Source organism: Streptomyces sp. CNH287, assembly GCF_000424825.1.
In genome coordinates this window covers 117,265-134,540 of record NZ_AUKQ01000015.1, presented here as the reverse complement: position 1 = coordinate 134,540, position 17,276 = coordinate 117,265, and the positions used below count along the sequence as shown (strand labels likewise).

Genomic DNA, 17,276 nt, shown 5'->3' with positions numbered 1-17,276 from the left:
TCAGCCCGCGTCCCCGTGCCCGCCCGCGCCGCCGTGCCTGTCCGCGCCGCCGTCCGGCGGCGTCCGGCGGGAGCGCGCGTAGCCGGTGGTCAGCTCGGCCACCGGCAGGTCGCGCAGCTCCGCCTCGCCGCCGTACGCGTCGCCGCCGGACGCCTGGCCGCCCCGTACGGTGCCGCCCGGCGCCCGCTCCGCGTGACGGCGGGCCAGGCCGCGCCGGACGGCGAAGGTGGTCATGCTCGTCAGGGCGCCCGCCGCCAGCGCGCCCGGCACCAGCGACAGCAGGACGGCGGTCCGCACCTCCGTCTCGCCGAGCGCGTCCAGCACGTACAGCACGCCCACGCCGAGGAGCAGCAGGCCCAGCAGCAGCCGGGCCGGTTCGAAGGAGTGCCGGGTCATCGCGCCGCCACCTCCTGCGGACCCAAGCCGCCGGACGGCTCCGGTTTCGCCGACGGCTCCGGCTTGGCCGACGGCTCCGGCTTCGCGGGCGGCTCCGGCCCGTCGGGCAGGCTCCGCACCAGCGAGACGTCCCCGATCCCCACGTCCAGCTCCATCTCGATCGTGCCGCGCGGCCGGGTGCCCGCCTCGGGCTCCAACGTACGGCGCTGGGACCTGTCCAGGCCGCCGCCCGAGTCCGACCCCGCGCCGCCGGGCAGGTCGTAGCTGCCGAGACCCACCTTCATGTGCACCTTCACCCGTGCGTCGAGCGGCACCAGCGCCCGCAGCTCCCCGGCCCCGACCCGCGCGGAGACCCGTACCGTCTGGCCCTCGCGCAGCCGCAGCCCGGTCAGGTCCAGTACGCCGTTCCCGCTGCCCAGGTGGTAGCGGTCGGGCAGTTCGGCGGCGGCGGTGGGGGCCCAGTGCCGGTCGTCCCACCGGGTGGCGATGTCCCTGGGCAGCACCGAGGCGCCCGCCAGCAGCAGGGCGGTCACGACGACCGCGGCGATCGTGCCGATGCCCGTCCGCCCGACGAACGCGCTGACCACCAGACCGATCCCGAAGACGGCCAGCGCGCCGCCCAGTCCGACCGCCAGGCTGACGCCGAGCGGGTGGTCCGCCCAGGTGGCCGCCGTACCGAGTGACGCGGCCAGAGCGGCCAGCAGGAAGAGCAGCCCGCCCAGCGACTGGCAGGCCGCGGCACGTTCGCGCGGGGGCGCGGCGCGGGGGCCGGTGGACGAGCCACCCGGCTCCTCGGGCGGCTCGTCCACCGGCCCCCACAGGTACCCGGTGCCCCGACGCCCGTCCTTGGTGAGCGGGTCCCGCCACCAGGAGGGCGTGTACGGCACAGGCGGCGCCTGCGTCTCGGGGGGCGCGTCGGCGACGGACTGCGCGGCCGGGTGGAAGGGCGCGCCCTCGGCCGCGGCGGCCTCGGCGGAGCGGCGCCGGTGGGACCAGTAGGCCCCGCCGAAGACGGCTGCCGCGACGGCGACGGAGAACGAGGGGCTGTTGCCGCCCATCGAGGCCAGGAACAGCCCGCAGCCCACCAGCGCGACCAGGATGGCCGTCAGCGAGGTGCCCTCCACGCGCCCGGAGAGCAGCCGCCGCCCCTCGTTCTCCCGCTCGCCGTCGGCGGGGATGAGCAGCCAGGCCAGGCCGTACGCGACGAGGCCGAGGCCGCCGATCACCGAGAGGACGCCGAGCGGCACCCGGAAGACGATCGGGTCGACGTCGAAGTAGCGGCCGAGGCCGCCGCATACGCCGCCGGCGACCTTGTGGCTGCGGCTGCGCGTGAGCCGCCGCTCGGGCACCGCCGGCGGGGGCGGCGCCTGCGCCGTGGCGGACGCCGCCCGCGTCGCGCCGCCCGCGTCGGCGGACGGCTCGGACGTGCCCCGCGCGGCACCGCTGGTCGGCTGCTGGTCTTCGGCCATGCGCCTATGGTGGCGCCTCCCGGCCCGCTCCGGCATCGGGGACCGTCCCCGACGCGACCCTGAGATCCGCGGCGTCCCGGGCCGTACGTCCGGACCCCGCCCCTGGACCCGGGCGTACGGCCCCGGCGCCCGCCCGGGAAAGGTCCGGGGCGGATCAGGGGCACACCCTGATGTCCAGGGCACCGAACCGTGTGACGATCGGGTCATGACCGCCGCCGCCTCGACCGCGCCCAGCGCGCACACCGCCACGGCTCCGCAGTCGCCGCCCGGCGCCGACGAGCCGCCGCTGCGGCGGCTCTACCGCTCCGCCGACGGCCGCATCCTGGGCGGGGTCGCGCGCGGACTCGCGGGCCACTTGGGGCTCCCGGTCCTGTGGGTGCGGGTCGTCTTCGCCGCGCTGTGCACGGCCAACGGTCTGGGGGCGCTGCTGTACGCGGCGTTCTGGTTCTTCGTCCCACTGGGCACCGGCGGGGTCGGGGTCGGGGTGACCGGCGGCGCGGCGGGCGAGGACGACCCGTGGCGCCGGTTCGGCCCGGAGCCCGGCGGCCAGGGCGGCGGGCCGGAGGGGAGCGCCGGTGCGGCCGAGGGTGCCGGTCCCGCGAAGGGCGCCGGCGGCGACCGGGCCGCGGGCGGGCAGCGGCGCGGCAGGCTGAGCGGCTTCCGCCGGATCGACCGCGGTCAGGCCATCGGGGTGCTGGGCATGCTCGGCGTGCTCGTGATCTTCGGCCTCAACCTGCCCTTCGGCCGGGCCAACACCTACCTGTGGCCGCTGCTGGTGATGGCGCTCGGCGTCGCCCTCGTCTGGCGCCAGGCCGACAACGCCCGGCGGGCGCACTGGGCGGAGGTCAGCCGCCGCAAGCGGCTGCTGCCGGTGGCCCGGAGCGCGGCCGGAGTGGCCCTGGTCGCGGTGGGGGTGTCCGGCATCGTGGTGGTGCAGGGTTCGGCCCGGCATCTGGGGCCGGTGCTCCAGGCCTCGCTCGCGGTGCTGGTCGGGATCGCCCTGCTGATCGGCCCGTATCTCGTCCGCCTGGTGCAGGACCTCTCCGAGGAGCGGCTGATGCGCATCCGGGCGCAGGAGCGGGCCGAGGTCGCCGCGCACGTCCACGACTCCGTGCTGCACACCCTCACCCTGATCCAGCGCAACGCCGACGACGCCCGCGAGGTCGCCCGCCTGGCCCGCGCCCAGGAACGCGACCTGCGCGCCTGGCTCTACAAGCCGGAGGGCAGCGGCCGGGACCGCGCGGAGGAGGACGAACCGGAGACGCTGGCGGAGGCCGTGAAGGGCACCGTCGCGGAGGTGGAGGACTACCACGGGGTGCCGGTGGAGGTCGTCTGCGTCGGGGACTGCCCGCTCGACGAGCGGCTGACCGCCCAGGTCCAGGCCGCGCGCGAGGCGATGGTCAACGCCGCCAAGTACGGTGGCGAGGGCGGCGCCGTGCAGGTCTTCGCGGAGGTCGAGGGCCGTACGGTCTTCATCTCCGTACGCGACCGGGGGCCGGGCTTCGACCCGGAGTCGGTGCCGGACGACAGAATGGGCGTGCGCGAGTCGATCATCGGCCGGATGGAACGCAACGGCGGCACGGCCCGCATCCGCTCGACGGCGGGCGAGGGTACAGAGGTGGAGCTGGAGATGGAGAGGGCGGCGGAGTCGTGAGCGACGAGCAGGCAGTGACGGCGGGGGACGGACCGGAGGCGCGCCGGGCGCGGGTCGTGCTGGTCGACGACCACCGGATGTTCCGCGCGGGTGTGCAGGCGGAGATCGGGCGTACGCAGGAGACGGGCGTCGAGGTCGTCGGCGAGGCCGGTGACGTGGACCAGGCGATGACCGTCATCCAGGCGACCCGCCCCGACGTCGTCCTGCTCGACGTCCATCTGCCGGGCGGCGGCGGCGTGGAGGTGCTGCGCCGCAGCACCCCGCTGATGACGGCGGCCGAGGCGCCCGTCCGCTTCCTGGCCCTGTCGGTCTCCGACGCCGCCGAGGACGTCATCGGCGTCATCCGGGGCGGCGCGCGCGGCTACGTCACCAAGACCATCACGGGGACCGACCTGGTCAACGCGATCTTCCGGGTCGCCGACGACGACGCGGTCTTCTCCCCGCGCCTGGCGGGCTTCGTGCTGGACGCCTTCGCCTCCACGGACGCGCCCCCGGTGGACGAGGACATGGACCGCCTCACCCAGCGCGAACGCGAGGTGCTGCGGCTGATCGCGCGCGGGTACGCGTACAAGGAGATCGCCAAACAGCTGTTCATCTCGGTCAAGACGGTCGAGTCGCACGTCTCGGCGGTGCTGCGCAAGCTGCAGCTCTCCAACCGGCACGAGCTGACCCGCTGGGCGACGGCCCGCCGGCTGGTGTGAGCCGGTGAGCCTGCGAACCTGTGGGCCGGTGAGCCCATGAGCCCGCGTCCGGGCAGGTGAGGCCCGCCGTCCATCAGGAGTACTGCCCGTAACCCGCCGCGTCCGGCCCCGGTTGTCAGCCGGAGAAGTGCCCGGATTCCGCGCAGTGATTGGGACACCCTGATGACGCACACCCCCCTCCCCGCCCGCACCGCGGGCGCGGCGGCACTCGCCGCCGCGCTCACCGCCGTCCTCGCCCCCTCCGCCTCGGCCGCCCCGCCGCCCGGCGGCTGGGAGAAGGACGGCCTGCGGCTCAACGCCGCGCAGAACAGGGCGGTGGACAAGTTCCTCGCCCGCGCCGAGCAGGCCGAGAAGGTGATCAGCCCGCAGATCCGGACGGTCGCCTCGTGGAGCGGCGCCGAACTGGTCGGCTTCGACCACCGGCTCAAGGGCGAGGACTCGCTCAAGCGCAAGGTCGCCACCAAGCTGCGCGAGACGCCGACCCAGTCGGTGCACGAGACGCTGGAGCGCATCAACGACTCCGTGCGCTACACCTTCCGCTGGTCCGACCGCGAGTACAGCGACGGCGTACGGACGGCCTCCTCGACGCTCGCCGCCTGGCAGCACGAGTCGGTCCGGTGGAGCAACACCTGGAAGAACCGGGAGAGCTACAAGGCGGTCAACTCCGCCTGGCGCGACCCGCTGACGGACCACACGTACGAGATCCAGTTCCACACCCCGGCCAGCCACCGGGCCACCGTCCGCACGCACGCCCTTTACGAGGAGCAGCGGCTGCCCGGCACCCCGGCCGAGCGGGTGCGGGAACTGGCGGCGGAGCAGGGCCGCATCTTCGCGGCCGTGCCGGTGCCGGCCGGTGCCCAGGGGCTGACCGCGCCGCAGCCGGTGGGGATTCCCGTACCGTTCCTGCGCTGACGGCCGCCGCCCGGCGCGGGTCGCCCGCCGAGCCCGGCGCGCCGCGCGTGCCGGGCTCGCGTCACGCCGACTCGGCGGCCTCCCCCGGCGGGCAGATCGGCAGCACGCCCACCGCCGACAGCAGTCCGATCAGCGCCAGTCCGGCCAGAACGGCACAGGTCACCGGGTGGCCCAGGTTCATCGTCCAGGGGACGCCGCCGGTCCGCTGGTGGACGAAGAGCGCGGGGTCGGTGCGGTTGGCGTACACCAGGCCCGCGAGGTGCCAGTACCGGCCGTCGTCGTGCCGCGCCCCGTACGCGGGCGGGGCGGCCTCACCCGGCTCGTCGGGCAGCCGGTGCCCCGCCTGGCCGACCCGGAACTCGAACCAGAGCCAGACGGCGAAGGCGACCACCAGGGGCAGGCAGGTGAGCGCGTTGCGCGGGGCCGACGGCGTCCAGATCTCCCACAGTTGCAGGGCGAAGAAGAGCGCCGCGAGGTTCCCGCACCCCGCCGCGACGGCGATCAGCCGCACCACCCAGGTCAGGTAGATCCGGTACCGGCGGTCCGGCTCCGCACGCCGCCGCCCGCACTCCGCGGTGCTCCACTCGGACCGCGCCCGGGTGAACCCGGCGGCCAGCAGCGGCATCAGCAGTGCGAGCACGGCCTGCACCAGGACGGGCGCGAAGGCGGTGGCGAGCGAGGTCGTCACCCGCTCCCCGCTGTCCACGCCGAGGCTGCGCGGGGCGGGCAGCGTATCGGGCAGTTCGCCGTAGCGCACGACGCCGACCGCCAAGGTCAGCAGCGGCACGGCCGCCGCGGGCAGGAACCACAGGGCCGGTACGGGCACCGGCGCCGCTCGCAGTACCGTTTCGGCCGGCACACCCGGCCGGGCGGGCCGCACCTCCTGGTGCCACTTCTGCTCCGCCCGCGCGGTCCGGACGCGGTAGTGGGCGAGGCCGTACGCGAACGCGTCGGCCGCGCCCAGGCAGCTGGCGACGATGCTCGGCGTGTGCCGCGGACGCCCCAGCGCCAGCAGCGCGGCGGCCACGGCGGCGGCGAGCACCGCCAGCCCCACGACCCGGCGCACGTACGCCCGCCGCTGCCCGAGGACCACCGGGTCCGCCACCCGGCTCGCGGGCACCCGCACGCCGAACGGCCGACCCGGCCGCGCCAGCACCGGCAGCACCCACGCCACCACGCTGACCAGCACGACGATCAGCAGATCGGCCGCAAGCACGATCACGTCGGTGCCCCCTTCACGACGGTGAGAAGCATCCACCCTAAATCGGCCGGAGCCACAGCCGCCGAGACACCTGGTAACGGTTCGGCGGGGATCGGGTGGGTGTCGTGCACGTCTCCCGGCGGCGTGGCCGAGCGCGGGCGCGGAGGAGGAAGGGGAGTTGGAGGGCAGGGGCCGGGCGGTAGCGTGGGCGGCATGGAGTGAGAACCGAGTCGCCGAACCCGCCCTCAGCCAGGTGCTGCGCGGCACCCTGCCGCGCCCCGAACACCCCGCCGCGCTGCGGGAGTCCACCCCGCCGGTACGGCGCGAGCCGGTGGCCCGCACGCTGCGCTACGCACAGGCGGCGTACGTACGGCGCGGATCGGTGGTGGCGCTGCGGGACGTCCCGGTCACCGGGAGAAGTGATCGTGACAGGATGCTTGACCCTCATTGGTCCAGGCCAATACCGTGCGCAGGCACGGCCGCCGCCCCACCGTCGGCCTCCGAGACTCCCTCTGGAGGGAAGCACTCCTATGCCTCGTAGGCTCCTGCGTCGGCTGGCTGTAGCCGGCTGCTCCCTTTCCCTGTTGCTCACCCCAGGCATCGCCGCCGCCTCCAACTCCTCTTCCGCCTCCGACTCCTCCTCGCCGTCCGCCTCGGCCGCCGAGAAGGGGAAGCAGCACGACCGCCGCCAGGCCAAGCGCGTGGGCTACTACACGCAGTGGGGCTCCAGCGACCGCGGCTTCCTGGTGAAGGACCTCCAGACCAGCGGCACCGCGCGGCGGCTGACGCACCTCAACTACGCCTTCGGCAACGTCAGTCCGCAAGGACTGTGCTTCGAGAGCAGCGTCCCCGGGGAGGGCCGGGCCCGTACGGACTACCAGGAGTCGCTCTCCGCCCGGGACTCCGTCGACGGTGTCGCCGACAGCCCGCGCCAGCGGCTCGCCGGCACCTTCAACCAGCTGCGCGAACTCAAGGAGCGCAACCCGCACTTGAAGGTCCTGATGTCGCTCGGCGGCTGGGAGTGGTCCAAGAACTTCTCGGACGCCGCCCTCACCCCCGCCTCCCGCAAGGCCTTCGTCAGCTCCTGCATCGACCTGTTCATCAAGGGCAACCTGCCCCGGGAGAACGGCCGCGGCGGCCCCGGCAGCGCCGCGGGCATCTTCGACGGCATCGACCTGGACTGGGAGTGGCCCAGCTGGCCCGGCGCCGAGGGCAACGTCTACCGGCCCGAGGACAAGCAGAACTTCACCGCGCTGGTGGCCGAGTTCCGCAAGCAGCTCGACGCCTACGAGCACAAGGCGCGCAAGAACCTGCTGCTCACCGCCTTCCTACCGGCCAACTCGGCTGCCATGGACGCGGGTTACGAGGGCGAGAAGTTCTTCCGCCACCTCGACTACGCCACCTTGCAGGGCTACGACCTGCACGGCGCCTGGGAGTCCACGACCAACCAGCAGTCGGCCATCAACTCCCCCGACGACAGCCTGACCCAGGTCGTACGGGACTGGCTCGCCCGCGGGGCCACCGCGGACAAGATCGTGCTCGGCGTCCCCTTCTTCGGCCGCGGCTGGACCGGGGTCCAGGGCGGCGGTGACGGCTACCAGCAGCCCTCGTCCGGAGCGGCCCCCGGCACCTGGGAAGCGGGCTTCGAGGACTACAAGGTCCTGAAGGAACTCGCCGAGTCCGACGAGTACACCGTCCACCGCTCCAAGGACGGCGGCCACGCCTGGCTCTTCGACGGCACGACGTTCTGGACGTACGACGACAAGCGCGTCATCAAGGAGAAGGCCAAGTTCATCAAGAAGAACCGCCTCGCCGGCGCCATGGTCTGGTCCCTGGACGGCGACGACGACGGTGAACTCTTCCGCACCCTGACCAACGGCCTCCGCTAGGAAGCCCGTTCACGCCGGGATACACCGGGGCGGCCGGCGCCCCGCGAGCCATCGATGCTCGCGGGGCGCCGGCCGCCCCTTTTGCGCCTGGCCTCAGCCGAGGTTGAGCAGGGCGATCGCGGTGCCCGCGCCGAGCAGACCGGCGCGCTGCGCGACACCGAGCCGCTCCCCCAGGGCGAGGACGCCGAGCAGTACCGGGATCGCCGGGTAGAGCGAGGAGAGGACGACGGCGACCGACGCGAGCTGCTGCCTGGTCGCCAGCAGGTAACAGACCAGGGCGAGCGCGGCGGCACCGCCCACGGCCGCCGAGGCGAGTGCGAGCCGGGGCGGCAGGCGCAGGGCGCCGCCTCGCCGGGCGCGGGGCGGCAGCGTGAGCGGCAGCAGGGTCAGCACGGCGGCCAGCCGGCCCACGACGACGGGCCAGATCCCGGCCCCGGCCCCGGCCTGAGCGAGCGCGAGGTACTGGAGGGCGATGCCGAGGCTCGCGACCAGCCCGTCCACGGGCGCGGACGACGGGGCGGCGGCGGACGGCGGCACGGCGGCGGCACCGTCCGCAGCACCGGACCCCCGCGCGGCACCGGACCCGCCCGCCGGGCCGCGCCGCGCGCCCGCCACGCACCACATCGCCGGCACGGACAGCGCGACCCCGAGCCAGGACAGCGGCGAGAGCCGGTCCCCCAGGAAGGCCGCCCCGACCAGCACGGGAAGCGCCAGCCCGCCGACCGCGCTCACCGGCACGACCACGCTCATCGCACCCCGGCTCAGCCCCCGGTAGAGGAAGAGCATGCCCACGGCCGTCCCCGCCCCGGAGAGCGCGCCCCAGCCCAGATCCGCCGCGCTTACCGAGTGCGCGGGGACGAACGGCGCCACCGCGAGGGTGAGCGCCAGTCCGCTGACCTGCCCGGCCAGGGCGACCGCCAGGAACGCGGCACGGCGCGAGAGCCGTCCGCCCGCGAAGTCCGCGAGGCCGTAGGCGACCGAGGAGGCGAGTGCCAGCAGCGCGCCCACCGGTCAGTCCGCTTCGTGCCGTTCGGCTTCGCCGACCGGGCAGACGGCGCCCTGGACGCAGCGCCCCCGGTCGCAGAGCCGGCACAGCAGGTCCGCGCTGCCCACCTCGGCATGGAGGCGGGTCAGCAGCTTGTGCAGCAGACCGTCCAGGGCCCTGCGCTCCGCCTCGTCCAGTACGCCGAGCAGGTCCGCCAGGGGTGCACCCCGCGCGGCGAGCAGTTCGCGGGAGGCCCGCTTCCCGGCGGCGGTCAGCGAGACGGACACCCGGCGCCCCGGCCCCGGCCGCCGCCCGACGAGGCCGCGTGCCTCCAGCGAGTCGACCATGCGGGCGGCGGCGGGCTGCGAGAGGCCCACGCGGCGGCCCAGCTCGGTGACGCTCAACTCGGTGACGCCCAGGCCGGATGCGCCCAGGCCGGGTGCGCCGGCCAGCACCACGAGCGCGGCGGCACCGCTGGAGCTGAGCCCGGCCGCCCGGGTCATCCCGGCGAGGGCCAGGTCGGTCACCGCCAGCGCGGTGGCGCCCAGCAGGTTCGCGGTGTGGTGCGCGGGGTGGCCCTGCGCGCGATCCGTATCATGCATGACTCATGCATAACGCGATCTCCACCCGCCCGCAACCCGGAGGACTGCCGCTCACCGCTCTGCTAGCGTGCTCGCCATGAAGCGCGCTGCGATGACGACGACGCCGGAGAGTGTCCCGGCGCGCTGACAGATGCCTGAATCCGAAGCCCCGGGGCGAGTGCCCCGGGGCTTCGCCTTGCGGTCACCCGCCCCCACGACCGCGAGGAGACCGCCATGCACGACCACCGCAGGCTCGGCCGCGAGCTGGATCTGTTCGACACCGACCCGCTGATCGGCGCGGGCCTGCCGTACTGGCTGCCCGACGGCGCCACCGTGCGGCACGCGCTGGAGGAGTACGTCCGCGCCGCCGAGCGCCGGGCGGGCTACCGCCACGTGTACTCACCCGTCCTCGCCAAGCGCGAGCTGTACGAGATCTCGGGCCACTGGGCGCACTACGGCGACGACATGTTCCCGCCCATGGACCTCGGCGGCGAACAGGTCGTACTGCGCCCCAGCCTCTGCCCCCACCACGCGCTCATCTACCGCTCCCGCCCGCACAGCTACCGCGAACTGCCGCTACGCATGGCTGAGTTGGGCGGCATGTACCGCGCCGAACTCTCCGGCGTGCTCGGCGGCCTCACCCGGGTGCGCGCCATCCAGCTGAACGACGCGCACGTCTTCTGCACCCTCGGCCAGGCCGCCGAGGAGGCCGGGGCCGCCCTGGAGCTGATCCGGCAGGCGTACGCGGCACTCGGCATCAGCGCGGCCCGCTACCGGCTCTCCCTCCCCGGCCCCGGCGGGAAGTACGTCGCCGCACCCGAGCTGTGGCGGCGGTCGACCGCCCTGCTGACCGACGTCCTCGACCGCTCGGGCCTGCCCTACGAGGCGGCCGAGGGCGAGGCCGCGTTCTACGGCCCCAAGATCGACGTCCAGGTCACCGACGGCGCCGGGCGCGAGTCCACCCTCTCCACCGTGCAGGTCGACTTCCACCAGCCCGAGCGGTTCGGCCTGCACTACGTGGGCGCGGACGGCGCGAAGCACCGCCCGGTGATGATCCACCGCAGCATCGTCGGCAGCGTCGAGCGGGCCGTCGCCCACCTCATCGAGGTGCACGGCGGCGCCTTCCCCGCCTGGCTCGCGCCCACCCAGCTGGCCGTCCTGCCGGTCTCCGAAGCCGAACTTCCGTACGCCGAGGCGCTGTTGCGGCGCTGCGCCGAGCGGGGCCTGCGGGCCGAGACCGCCGGGCCGGAACGCGGCAGCCTGGGCGCGCGCGTACGGGCGGCCCGCCTCGTGCCGTACCAGGCGGTGGCCGGCGCCCGGGAGGCCGCCGCCGGGGCGGTCGCGCTGCGGCTGCGCGACGGGCGCCAGGTCGGCCCTCTCCCGGCCGAGGAGGCCCTCGACACCCTCACCCGCCTGATCGCCGCGCACCGCACCGAGCTGTGGGAGGACGAGCCCCGGTGACGTGACGACTCCACTGGCGTGACCACTCCGCGACGAGGCGCCGAACTCGCCGGCCGCATACGGGACTCGGCGCCCTGGCGGCGACTCGACACGGGCGCAAGCCCAGTGGAGTGTCACATCCGGTCGATCTCGCTCAGGTCGATGTCGATCGTGAACGGTACGGACAGTTTCAGCCGGTCGTGATGGATACCGGTGACCGCGTACGTGGCGGTCGCCGGGTCCAGCTCGTACACGTACACGACGGGACGGCGGCCGTCGCCCTTCTCCACCCGCCAGAAGTGCGGGATGCCCGCCTCGGCGTAGAGCACGGGCTTGCGCTTGCGGTCCCGCTCCTCCGACTCCGGGGAGACGATCTCCACAGCCAGGACGACATCCTCAGCCGGAAAGCCTGTCTCCTCCGCGCCCGCGCTGGCCGCAGCCGCACGCAGCACCAGGACGTCGGGCTCAGGGCGGTTGCGCCGGCCCAACACGACCGCCATCTCGCTGCACACCCGGTACGCGCCGGGCGCCGAGGCGCGAAGCCCGTACTCCAGGAGCGACCTCGCGAGCGCGTGGAAGTACTTCTGCGGACTCACGAAGACCAAACTCCCGTCGATCAGCTCAGTGTGCGGCGGGAGGTCCGGAATCCGGTCAAGGTCAGCTGCGGTGAAGCCACCGGGAGGCGGAAAGACCCAGGCAGGCAGCGGTTCTGCGGTCATGGCTACTCCCATGGGCGAGATTCTCGACCTTACGGCCAGAGTAGCGGCGTGGATCAGCCGCGCCGCCGCTCACACGAGTGAACGGCGGCGCAGGACTGACGCGGCGGGCCGGGGCGCGGCGGCGTGCGGGAAGGTCACATCCGGTCGATCTCGCTCAGGTCGATGTCGATCGTGAACGGTACGGACAGTTTCAGCCGGTCGTGATGGATACCGGTGACCGCGTACGTGGCGGTCGCCGGGTCCAGCTCGTACACGTACACGACGGGACTGTCGCTCTCGCCTGCCATCTCCACCCGCCAGAAGTGCGGAATGCCCGCCTGTGCGTACTTCCGGGGCTTGGTGTCCCGATCGCGCTCCTCCGACTCCGGGGACACCACCTCGACGGCGAGCACTACGTCCGCAGCCTCGTAGCGCGTCTTGCGTCGGCTGGTGACAGCGGCGGCCCTCAGGACGGTGATGTCCGGTTCGGGAGCGGTCCGGCGGCTGAGGACCACGGCCATCTCGCGTCGCACACGCAGGTCTTCGGGGACCGTCCGGCGCAGACCGCGTTCCAGGAGGTAGAGGACCAACGTATGGAATTCCCGCTGCGGGCTCACGAAGACCAGGCTCCCGTCGATCATCTCTGTGTGTGGCGGGAGGCCAGGCAGATTGAACAGATCGTCCACGGTGTAGCCGCCCGGCGGCGGTACGGGCCAGGAAGTCGAGGGCACAGGCTCGGCGGTCATGGTTCCTCCCATGGACGGGATTCTCGGCCGTGCGCCCACAGTAGCGGGCCCGAACCAGCGCGCCGCCCCTCACACGGGTGAAGGGCGGCGCGGGGTTGACGCGTGGCGCGCGGCGGACGCGCGCAGCGATCGGCGCGCGCCCGGATGCGGGGAGGTCACTCCCACTCGATCGTGCCCGGCGGCTTGCTCGTGATGTCCAGGACCACCCGGTTCACCTCGGCGACCTCGTTCGTGATGCGGGTCGAGATGCGGGAGAGCACGTCGTACGGCAGCCGCGACCAGTCCGCTGTCATCGCGTCCTCGGAGGAGACGGGGCGCAGCACGATCGGGTGCCCGTAGCTGCGGCCGTCGCCCTGGACGCCGACGGAGCGGACGTCCGCCAGAAGGACCACCGGGCACTGCCAGATGGAGCGGTCCAGCCCGGCGGCGGTCAGCTCCTCGCGGGCGATGGCGTCCGCCTCGCGCAGCAGGTCGAGCCGCTCGCGGGTGACCGGGCCGACGATCCGGATGCCCAGGCCCGGCCCGGGGAACGGCTGCCGCTGGACGATCTCGTCGGGCAGTCCCAGCTCCTGGCCGACCATCCGCACCTCGTCCTTGAACAGCTGGCGCAGCGGCTCCACCAGCTCGAACTCGAGGTCCTCGGGCAGCCCGCCGACGTTGTGGTGGGACTTGATGTTGGCGGTGCCGGTGCCGCCGCCGGACTCCACGACGTCGGGGTAGAGCGTGCCCTGCACGAGGAAGGCGACGTCCTCGCCCGCCGCGCCCGCCTCCGCGACCAGCTCGGCCTGGGCCTGCTCGAAGACGCGGATGAACTCCCGGCCGATGATCTTGCGCTTCTGCTCCGGGTCGGAGACCCCGTCGAGCGCGCCGAGGAAGCGGTCGGCGGCGTCGACGACCTTCAGCTGCACGCCCGTCGCCGCCACGAAGTCCTTCTCGACCTGCTCGGTCTCACCCTTGCGCATCAGCCCGTGGTCGACGTACACGCAGGTGAGCTGGGAGCCGACGGCCTTCTGGACGAGGGCCGCGGCCACCGCCGAGTCGACGCCGCCCGACAGGGCGCAGATGGCCCGCTTGGTGCCGACCTGGGCGCGGATCGCGGCGACCTGGTCGTCCACGATGCTGGTCGCCGTCCAGGAGGGGGCGAGCCCGGCGCCGCGGTAGAGGAAGTGCTCCAGCACCTGCTGGCCGTGGGTGGAGTGCATGACCTCGGGGTGGTGCTGCACGCCGTACAGCTTCCGCGCGTCGTCCTCGAAGGCGGCGACCGGCACCAGCGCGGTGGAGGCGGTGACGGTGAAGCCCTCGGGCGCGGCCGAGCACGCGTCGCCGTGCGACATCCACACCTGCTGCTCGGCGGGCGTGCCCTCGAAGAGGGTCGAGCCGGGCTTGGCGACGGTCAGTTCCGTACGGCCGTACTCCCGGCCGCCGGTGTTGTCGACCGTGCCGCCGAGGGCCTGGGCCATCAGCTGGAAGCCGTAGCACATCCCGAAGACCGGGACTCCGGCCTCGAAGAGGGCCGGGTCCAGGGACGGCGCCTCCGCCGCGTACACCGACGAGGGGCCGCCGGAGAGGATGATCGCCTTGGGCTCCCTGGCCAGCATCTCCGCGACCGGCATGGTCGACGGGACGACCTCGCTGTACACCCGCGCCTCGCGCACCCGGCGGGCGATGAGCTGCGCGTACTGCGCGCCGAAGTCGACGACCAGGACGGTGTCCGGTGCCCGGTCGGAGCCGGCGCGGCCGGACTCGGCGGCGGGAGTTGCTGCGGGGGACGCTGATGCCACGGGGCGGCCTTTCGGCGGTGGTGCGGGCGGGTCGTACGGAGTCGGCACCCTGGGGCGCCCGTAGGCGCGCGCGGGGAGAAGCGGGTGTCGTCACCCGGATTCTACCGGGGCTGCGGCAGGCCACGGTCCGAGGGCGGCTGGACCGCGCTCGCGGCCGGGGGCATACTGGGCGCCATGTTCTCGCAGACGACCTTCTGGTTTACCTATGGCACCGGCCCGTCCGGCTGCCATGGTCGTGCTGCTTGAGCCACTGACAAGCGACATCCCAGGCGCCCCGGGCCGGTCAAGGCCCGGGGCGCGCTGCGTTGCCACCGCTTCCGGGCCGGTACCGGGCCGGGCTCCGCCCCGAGCCCCAGGAGAAGCGAGCATGGCGAGCACGAGCACCAGCACCCACACCGGCCCCCGTACGGACACCGGCGCGCACAGCGCGGACGCGGGGGACGAGATCACCGGCGCCCGCGAGCGGATCGACGCGCTGGACGCGCGCATCATCGCGCTCGTCCAGGAGCGGGTGGAGGTCTCGGCGCAGATCCAGCGGACCCGCATCGCGTCGGGCGGGCGCCGGATCAGCCTCAACCGCGAGATGGAGATCCTCGTCCGCTACCGCGACCGGCTCGGCAAGCGGGGCACCGCGCTGGCCATGACGCTGCTGGAGCTGAGCCGCGGACCCGCGTGACGTACCGGCCCGGGGGACCGGCCCGGAGGTGCCGCCGCCGGGGGGGGAGCACCGGGGGCGCATCCCGGCGCACAGGCGTACGGGCGTACGGAAGCTCTCGCACGGCCGCCGACCGATCACCCGTACGGCGCGTGACCGGCTATGGGACCCCTCGTTGGAAGGTGTGTCCCCGGGGCCGGCACAGCGTACGGCGGCCCGGGGCTGCGCCACCGGAGCGATGAAACGCCCGCTCCCCGTGAGGGGAGGCGAACGCGTTGTGGGACCTCGCTCCGGTGCCGTGACCGGACAGCAGGGGACAGCAGCCCGGTCACGACCCTCTGCCGCGGCGGAGGGCCCAGCGGTCGGTCACGGGGACGCCCGGGACCGGCCGCTCCCGCACTCGTCGGCGGCCCGGAAAGCCTGAATCGGCCGAACCGGTTGCGCGGGACCAGCCGTATCCAGGACCATGCAAGGGAACGGTAAAACCCCTCATACGCAGGCATGTTGGTGGACCGGGGCAACGACTCGGCACGGTTCCCGCCAGCCGGCGGCGCTACCCCCCGGCGCCGCCCCCGCCGGTATCGACGCTGCCCTGGTGTCGTACCGGCCGCCTAGGGCCCCGTGGACGCCGCCACCCACCCGGCAGGCACACGGGGCCCTTCGCCGTACCGCTGGGTATGGCGGCGGCGGTGCCCCTCCCCCGCCCCTGACCTGCGGATTCCGACTGGCGAGACATCTACTCATCGCACACTGAGAGATAGGTCACAGAGAATTGCGCCCCGCATGGGCAACTGTCGCGATTCCACCGCTATGACGGGCACGGGAACATCACACCGTGGTCACGGGGTACTCCACGGTTGCTGACACATCCTTTACTTCCGACTTAATGTTCAGCTCTGCCGAGCCGCGCCCCACCGCCGCAACGGCGACCATCCCAGTCGTTACGGATCAGTGAGGTCACCATGAGAGTTCGCCGCGCCCTGGCCGTCGCCGCCGCGACGGCCGTACTGGCTCCCGCCGCCCTGCTGGCGGCACCCGCCGCCTACGCCACCACCGACGGTGGTGCCGGAGAGTCCTCGACGAGCGGGGAGTCGGGCGGCGGTACGGAGGACGGCGGCACCGAAGGCGGCACCGATGCCGGCGCCGAGACCGAGGGCACCACCGAGGGCGAGACCGGCGAGACCGGTGGTGACATCGAGGGCGAGACGGGCGGTGACACCGAAGGGGAGACCGGCGGCGGCGAGACCGGCGGCGACACCGAAGGCGAGACCGGAGAGACCGGCGGTGACACCGAAGGCGAGACGGGCGGTGACACCGAGGGCGAGACCGGCGGCGGCGAGACCGGCGGTGACACCGAGGGCGGCACCGAGGGCAACGAGACCGACGGCGGCGCGAGCGGCGGTGAGGAGACCGAGGGCACCACCGGTGAGCCCAGCCCGGACCCCTCGCCCTCCTCCCCCGACCTGTGCGAGGACATCTCCCTCGACGGAAAGATCGGCACCGAGGTGCTCGGCCTGCCCGGCAAGGTCGTCGCGGGCTCCGGCTGGCAGGACTTCACCTTCCGCGTGACGAACAACTCCGACCGCACCATGAAGAGCATCGAGGTCTTCGCCGGGGTGGAGACCATCGACGGCAAGACCGGCGAACTGACCTCCGACAAGGTCACCGTGCAGTGGTACGACAAGGACGCGGGCACCTGGGTCGGCATCGAGGACGAGATGGGCTACTTCGGCGCGGCCCAGGACCTGGCACCGGGCAGCTACGCGGGCGCGAAGATGCGGCTGAAGGTCGCCAAGTCGGCCCCGGCGGGTGACGGCTTCCTCTTCACCACCGGCCTGCACGTGCCGGAGGACGGCGACTGCGAGCTGGGCGAGTGGATGGAGTACGAGTTCGAGGTGCTGGCCGCGGGCAGCAGCACCGGCAAGGTCGACGACGCCAAGGGCGAGCCGGGCAAGGGCAACCGGCCCGCGCCGCAGGGCGGCCGGGGGAACGTGCAGGTCCTGCCCGAGAAGGGCACGCTGGCCGCGACCGGCTCCTCCTCGCAGCTGCCGATGTTCGCCCTGGCGGGCGGCGCGGCCGTCGTGCTGGGCGGCGGCGCGATGTTCCTCGTGCGGCGGCGCCGGGACGACGCGGCCTCCACGGACGCGATGGCGTGACGGCGGGTGTGA

Annotated in this window: 15 protein-coding genes; 7 read left to right on the top strand and 8 right to left on the bottom strand. The window is 73.8% G+C overall.

The features are described from left to right. Positions 1-396: a hypothetical protein gene (locus H299_RS39965; RefSeq protein ID WP_199782458.1), complete on the bottom strand. Its 396-nt coding sequence runs from the start codon at positions 394-396 to the stop codon at positions 1-3. Beyond that, the gene (locus tag H299_RS34595; protein WP_078512803.1) at positions 393-1,865 is read right to left on the bottom strand and encodes a PspC domain-containing protein; all 1,473 of its coding nucleotides are present in this window, start codon (positions 1,863-1,865) and stop codon (positions 393-395) included. Before H299_RS34595 ends, H299_RS39965 begins: the two co-directional genes overlap by 4 nt. Before the next feature lie 205 nt (positions 1,866-2,070). On the opposite strand from H299_RS34595, the gene H299_RS0116770 reads away from it, so the two are divergent. The 3 genes from H299_RS0116770 to H299_RS0116760 all read left to right on the top strand — a co-directional run bounded on the left by H299_RS0116770 (position 2,071) and on the right by H299_RS0116760 (position 5,132). Beyond that, positions 2,071-3,519: an ATP-binding protein gene (locus tag H299_RS0116770; RefSeq protein ID WP_027749341.1), complete on the top strand. Its 1,449-nt coding sequence runs from the start codon at positions 2,071-2,073 to the stop codon at positions 3,517-3,519. Beyond that, positions 3,516-4,220: a response regulator transcription factor gene (locus H299_RS0116765; RefSeq protein ID WP_027749340.1), complete on the top strand. Its 705-nt coding sequence runs from the start codon at positions 3,516-3,518 to the stop codon at positions 4,218-4,220. The genes H299_RS0116770 and H299_RS0116765 overlap by 4 nt, the downstream gene beginning before the upstream one ends. 162 nt (positions 4,221-4,382) lie before the next feature. Beyond that, positions 4,383-5,132 (top strand): hypothetical protein, encoded by a 750-nt coding sequence (locus H299_RS0116760; protein ID WP_027749339.1) that lies wholly within the window; start codon positions 4,383-4,385, stop codon positions 5,130-5,132. 61 nt (positions 5,133-5,193) lie between these two features. Here the strand turns inward: H299_RS0116760 and H299_RS0116755 are convergent, their stop codons facing one another. Further along, positions 5,194-6,354: a hypothetical protein gene (locus H299_RS0116755; protein ID WP_027749338.1), complete on the bottom strand. Its 1,161-nt coding sequence runs from the start codon at positions 6,352-6,354 to the stop codon at positions 5,194-5,196. A 509-nt stretch (positions 6,355-6,863) separates the two neighbouring features. Here H299_RS0116755 and H299_RS0116750 point away from each other — a divergent pair. Further along, entirely contained in the window at positions 6,864-8,222 is a 1,359-nt protein-coding gene (locus H299_RS0116750) for a glycoside hydrolase family 18 protein (RefSeq protein WP_027749337.1), read from the top strand. Between the two features lie 93 nt (positions 8,223-8,315). Here the strand turns inward: H299_RS0116750 and H299_RS0116745 are convergent, their stop codons facing one another. Together H299_RS0116745 and H299_RS0116740 are read right to left on the bottom strand one after the other, a co-directional pair. Continuing rightward, positions 8,316-9,230, bottom strand: coding sequence for an EamA family transporter (locus H299_RS0116745; RefSeq protein WP_027749336.1), 915 nt, complete (start codon positions 9,228-9,230; stop codon positions 8,316-8,318). A gap of 3 nt (positions 9,231-9,233) precedes the next feature. Beyond that, on the bottom strand, positions 9,234-9,809 hold the full coding sequence (locus H299_RS0116740) for a MarR family transcriptional regulator (RefSeq protein WP_051262547.1): 576 nt from the start codon (positions 9,807-9,809) through the stop codon (positions 9,234-9,236). A gap of 213 nt (positions 9,810-10,022) precedes the next feature. Here H299_RS0116740 and thrS point away from each other — a divergent pair, with 213 nt between their 5' ends. Further along, positions 10,023-11,249 (top strand): threonine--tRNA ligase, encoded by a 1,227-nt coding sequence (gene thrS, locus H299_RS0116735; RefSeq protein WP_027749334.1) that lies wholly within the window; start codon positions 10,023-10,025, stop codon positions 11,247-11,249. 113 nt (positions 11,250-11,362) lie between these two features. Here the strand turns inward: thrS and H299_RS0116730 are convergent, their stop codons facing one another. The 3 genes from H299_RS0116730 to guaA all read right to left on the bottom strand — a co-directional run bounded on the left by H299_RS0116730 (position 11,363) and on the right by guaA (position 14,453). Beyond that, positions 11,363-11,947, bottom strand: coding sequence for a Uma2 family endonuclease (locus H299_RS0116730; RefSeq protein ID WP_027749333.1), 585 nt, complete (start codon positions 11,945-11,947; stop codon positions 11,363-11,365). 134 nt (positions 11,948-12,081) lie between these two features. Beyond that, complete coding sequence (locus H299_RS0116725) at positions 12,082-12,672, bottom strand: Uma2 family endonuclease (RefSeq protein WP_106965808.1); 591 nt, start codon at positions 12,670-12,672, stop codon at positions 12,082-12,084. A 155-nt stretch (positions 12,673-12,827) separates the two neighbouring features. After that, entirely contained in the window at positions 12,828-14,453 is a 1,626-nt protein-coding gene (guaA, locus tag H299_RS0116720) for a glutamine-hydrolyzing GMP synthase (RefSeq protein ID WP_027749331.1), read from the bottom strand. 367 nt (positions 14,454-14,820) lie between these two features. Between guaA and H299_RS0116715 the strand changes: the two genes are divergently transcribed. After that, positions 14,821-15,129, top strand: coding sequence for a chorismate mutase (locus H299_RS0116715; RefSeq protein ID WP_027749330.1), 309 nt, complete (start codon positions 14,821-14,823; stop codon positions 15,127-15,129). Positions 15,130-16,070: 941 nt separating this feature from the next. Next, complete coding sequence (locus tag H299_RS39645) at positions 16,071-17,264, top strand: LAETG motif-containing sortase-dependent surface protein (protein ID WP_027749329.1); 1,194 nt, start codon at positions 16,071-16,073, stop codon at positions 17,262-17,264. Positions 17,265-17,276: the final 12 nt, after the last annotated feature.

What these genes read in the sequence shown, in the direction of transcription:
- H299_RS39645 (WP_027749329.1), top strand. Translation starts at nt 16,071, where the DNA reads ATGAGAGTTCGCCGCGCCCTGGCCGTCGCCGCCGCGACGGCCGTACTG.
- H299_RS0116750 (WP_027749337.1), top strand. Translation starts at nt 6,864, where the DNA reads ATGCCTCGTAGGCTCCTGCGTCGGCTGGCTGTAGCCGGCTGCTCCCTT.
- H299_RS0116770 (WP_027749341.1), top strand. Translation starts at nt 2,071, where the DNA reads ATGACCGCCGCCGCCTCGACCGCGCCCAGCGCGCACACCGCCACGGCT.
- H299_RS0116760 (WP_027749339.1), top strand. Translation starts at nt 4,383, where the DNA reads ATGACGCACACCCCCCTCCCCGCCCGCACCGCGGGCGCGGCGGCACTC.
- H299_RS0116725 (WP_106965808.1), bottom strand. Translation starts at nt 12,672, where the DNA reads ATGACCGCCGAGCCTGTGCCCTCGACTTCCTGGCCCGTACCGCCGCCG.
- H299_RS0116730 (WP_027749333.1), bottom strand. Translation starts at nt 11,947, where the DNA reads ATGACCGCAGAACCGCTGCCTGCCTGGGTCTTTCCGCCTCCCGGTGGC.
- H299_RS0116740 (WP_051262547.1), bottom strand. Translation starts at nt 9,809, where the DNA reads ATGCATGATACGGATCGCGCGCAGGGCCACCCCGCGCACCACACCGCG.
- H299_RS34595 (WP_078512803.1), bottom strand. Translation starts at nt 1,865, where the DNA reads ATGGCCGAAGACCAGCAGCCGACCAGCGGTGCCGCGCGGGGCACGTCC.
- H299_RS39965 (WP_199782458.1), bottom strand. Translation starts at nt 396, where the DNA reads ATGACCCGGCACTCCTTCGAACCGGCCCGGCTGCTGCTGGGCCTGCTG.
- thrS (WP_027749334.1), top strand. Translation starts at nt 10,023, where the DNA reads ATGCACGACCACCGCAGGCTCGGCCGCGAGCTGGATCTGTTCGACACC.
- H299_RS0116715 (WP_027749330.1), top strand. Translation starts at nt 14,821, where the DNA reads ATGGCGAGCACGAGCACCAGCACCCACACCGGCCCCCGTACGGACACC.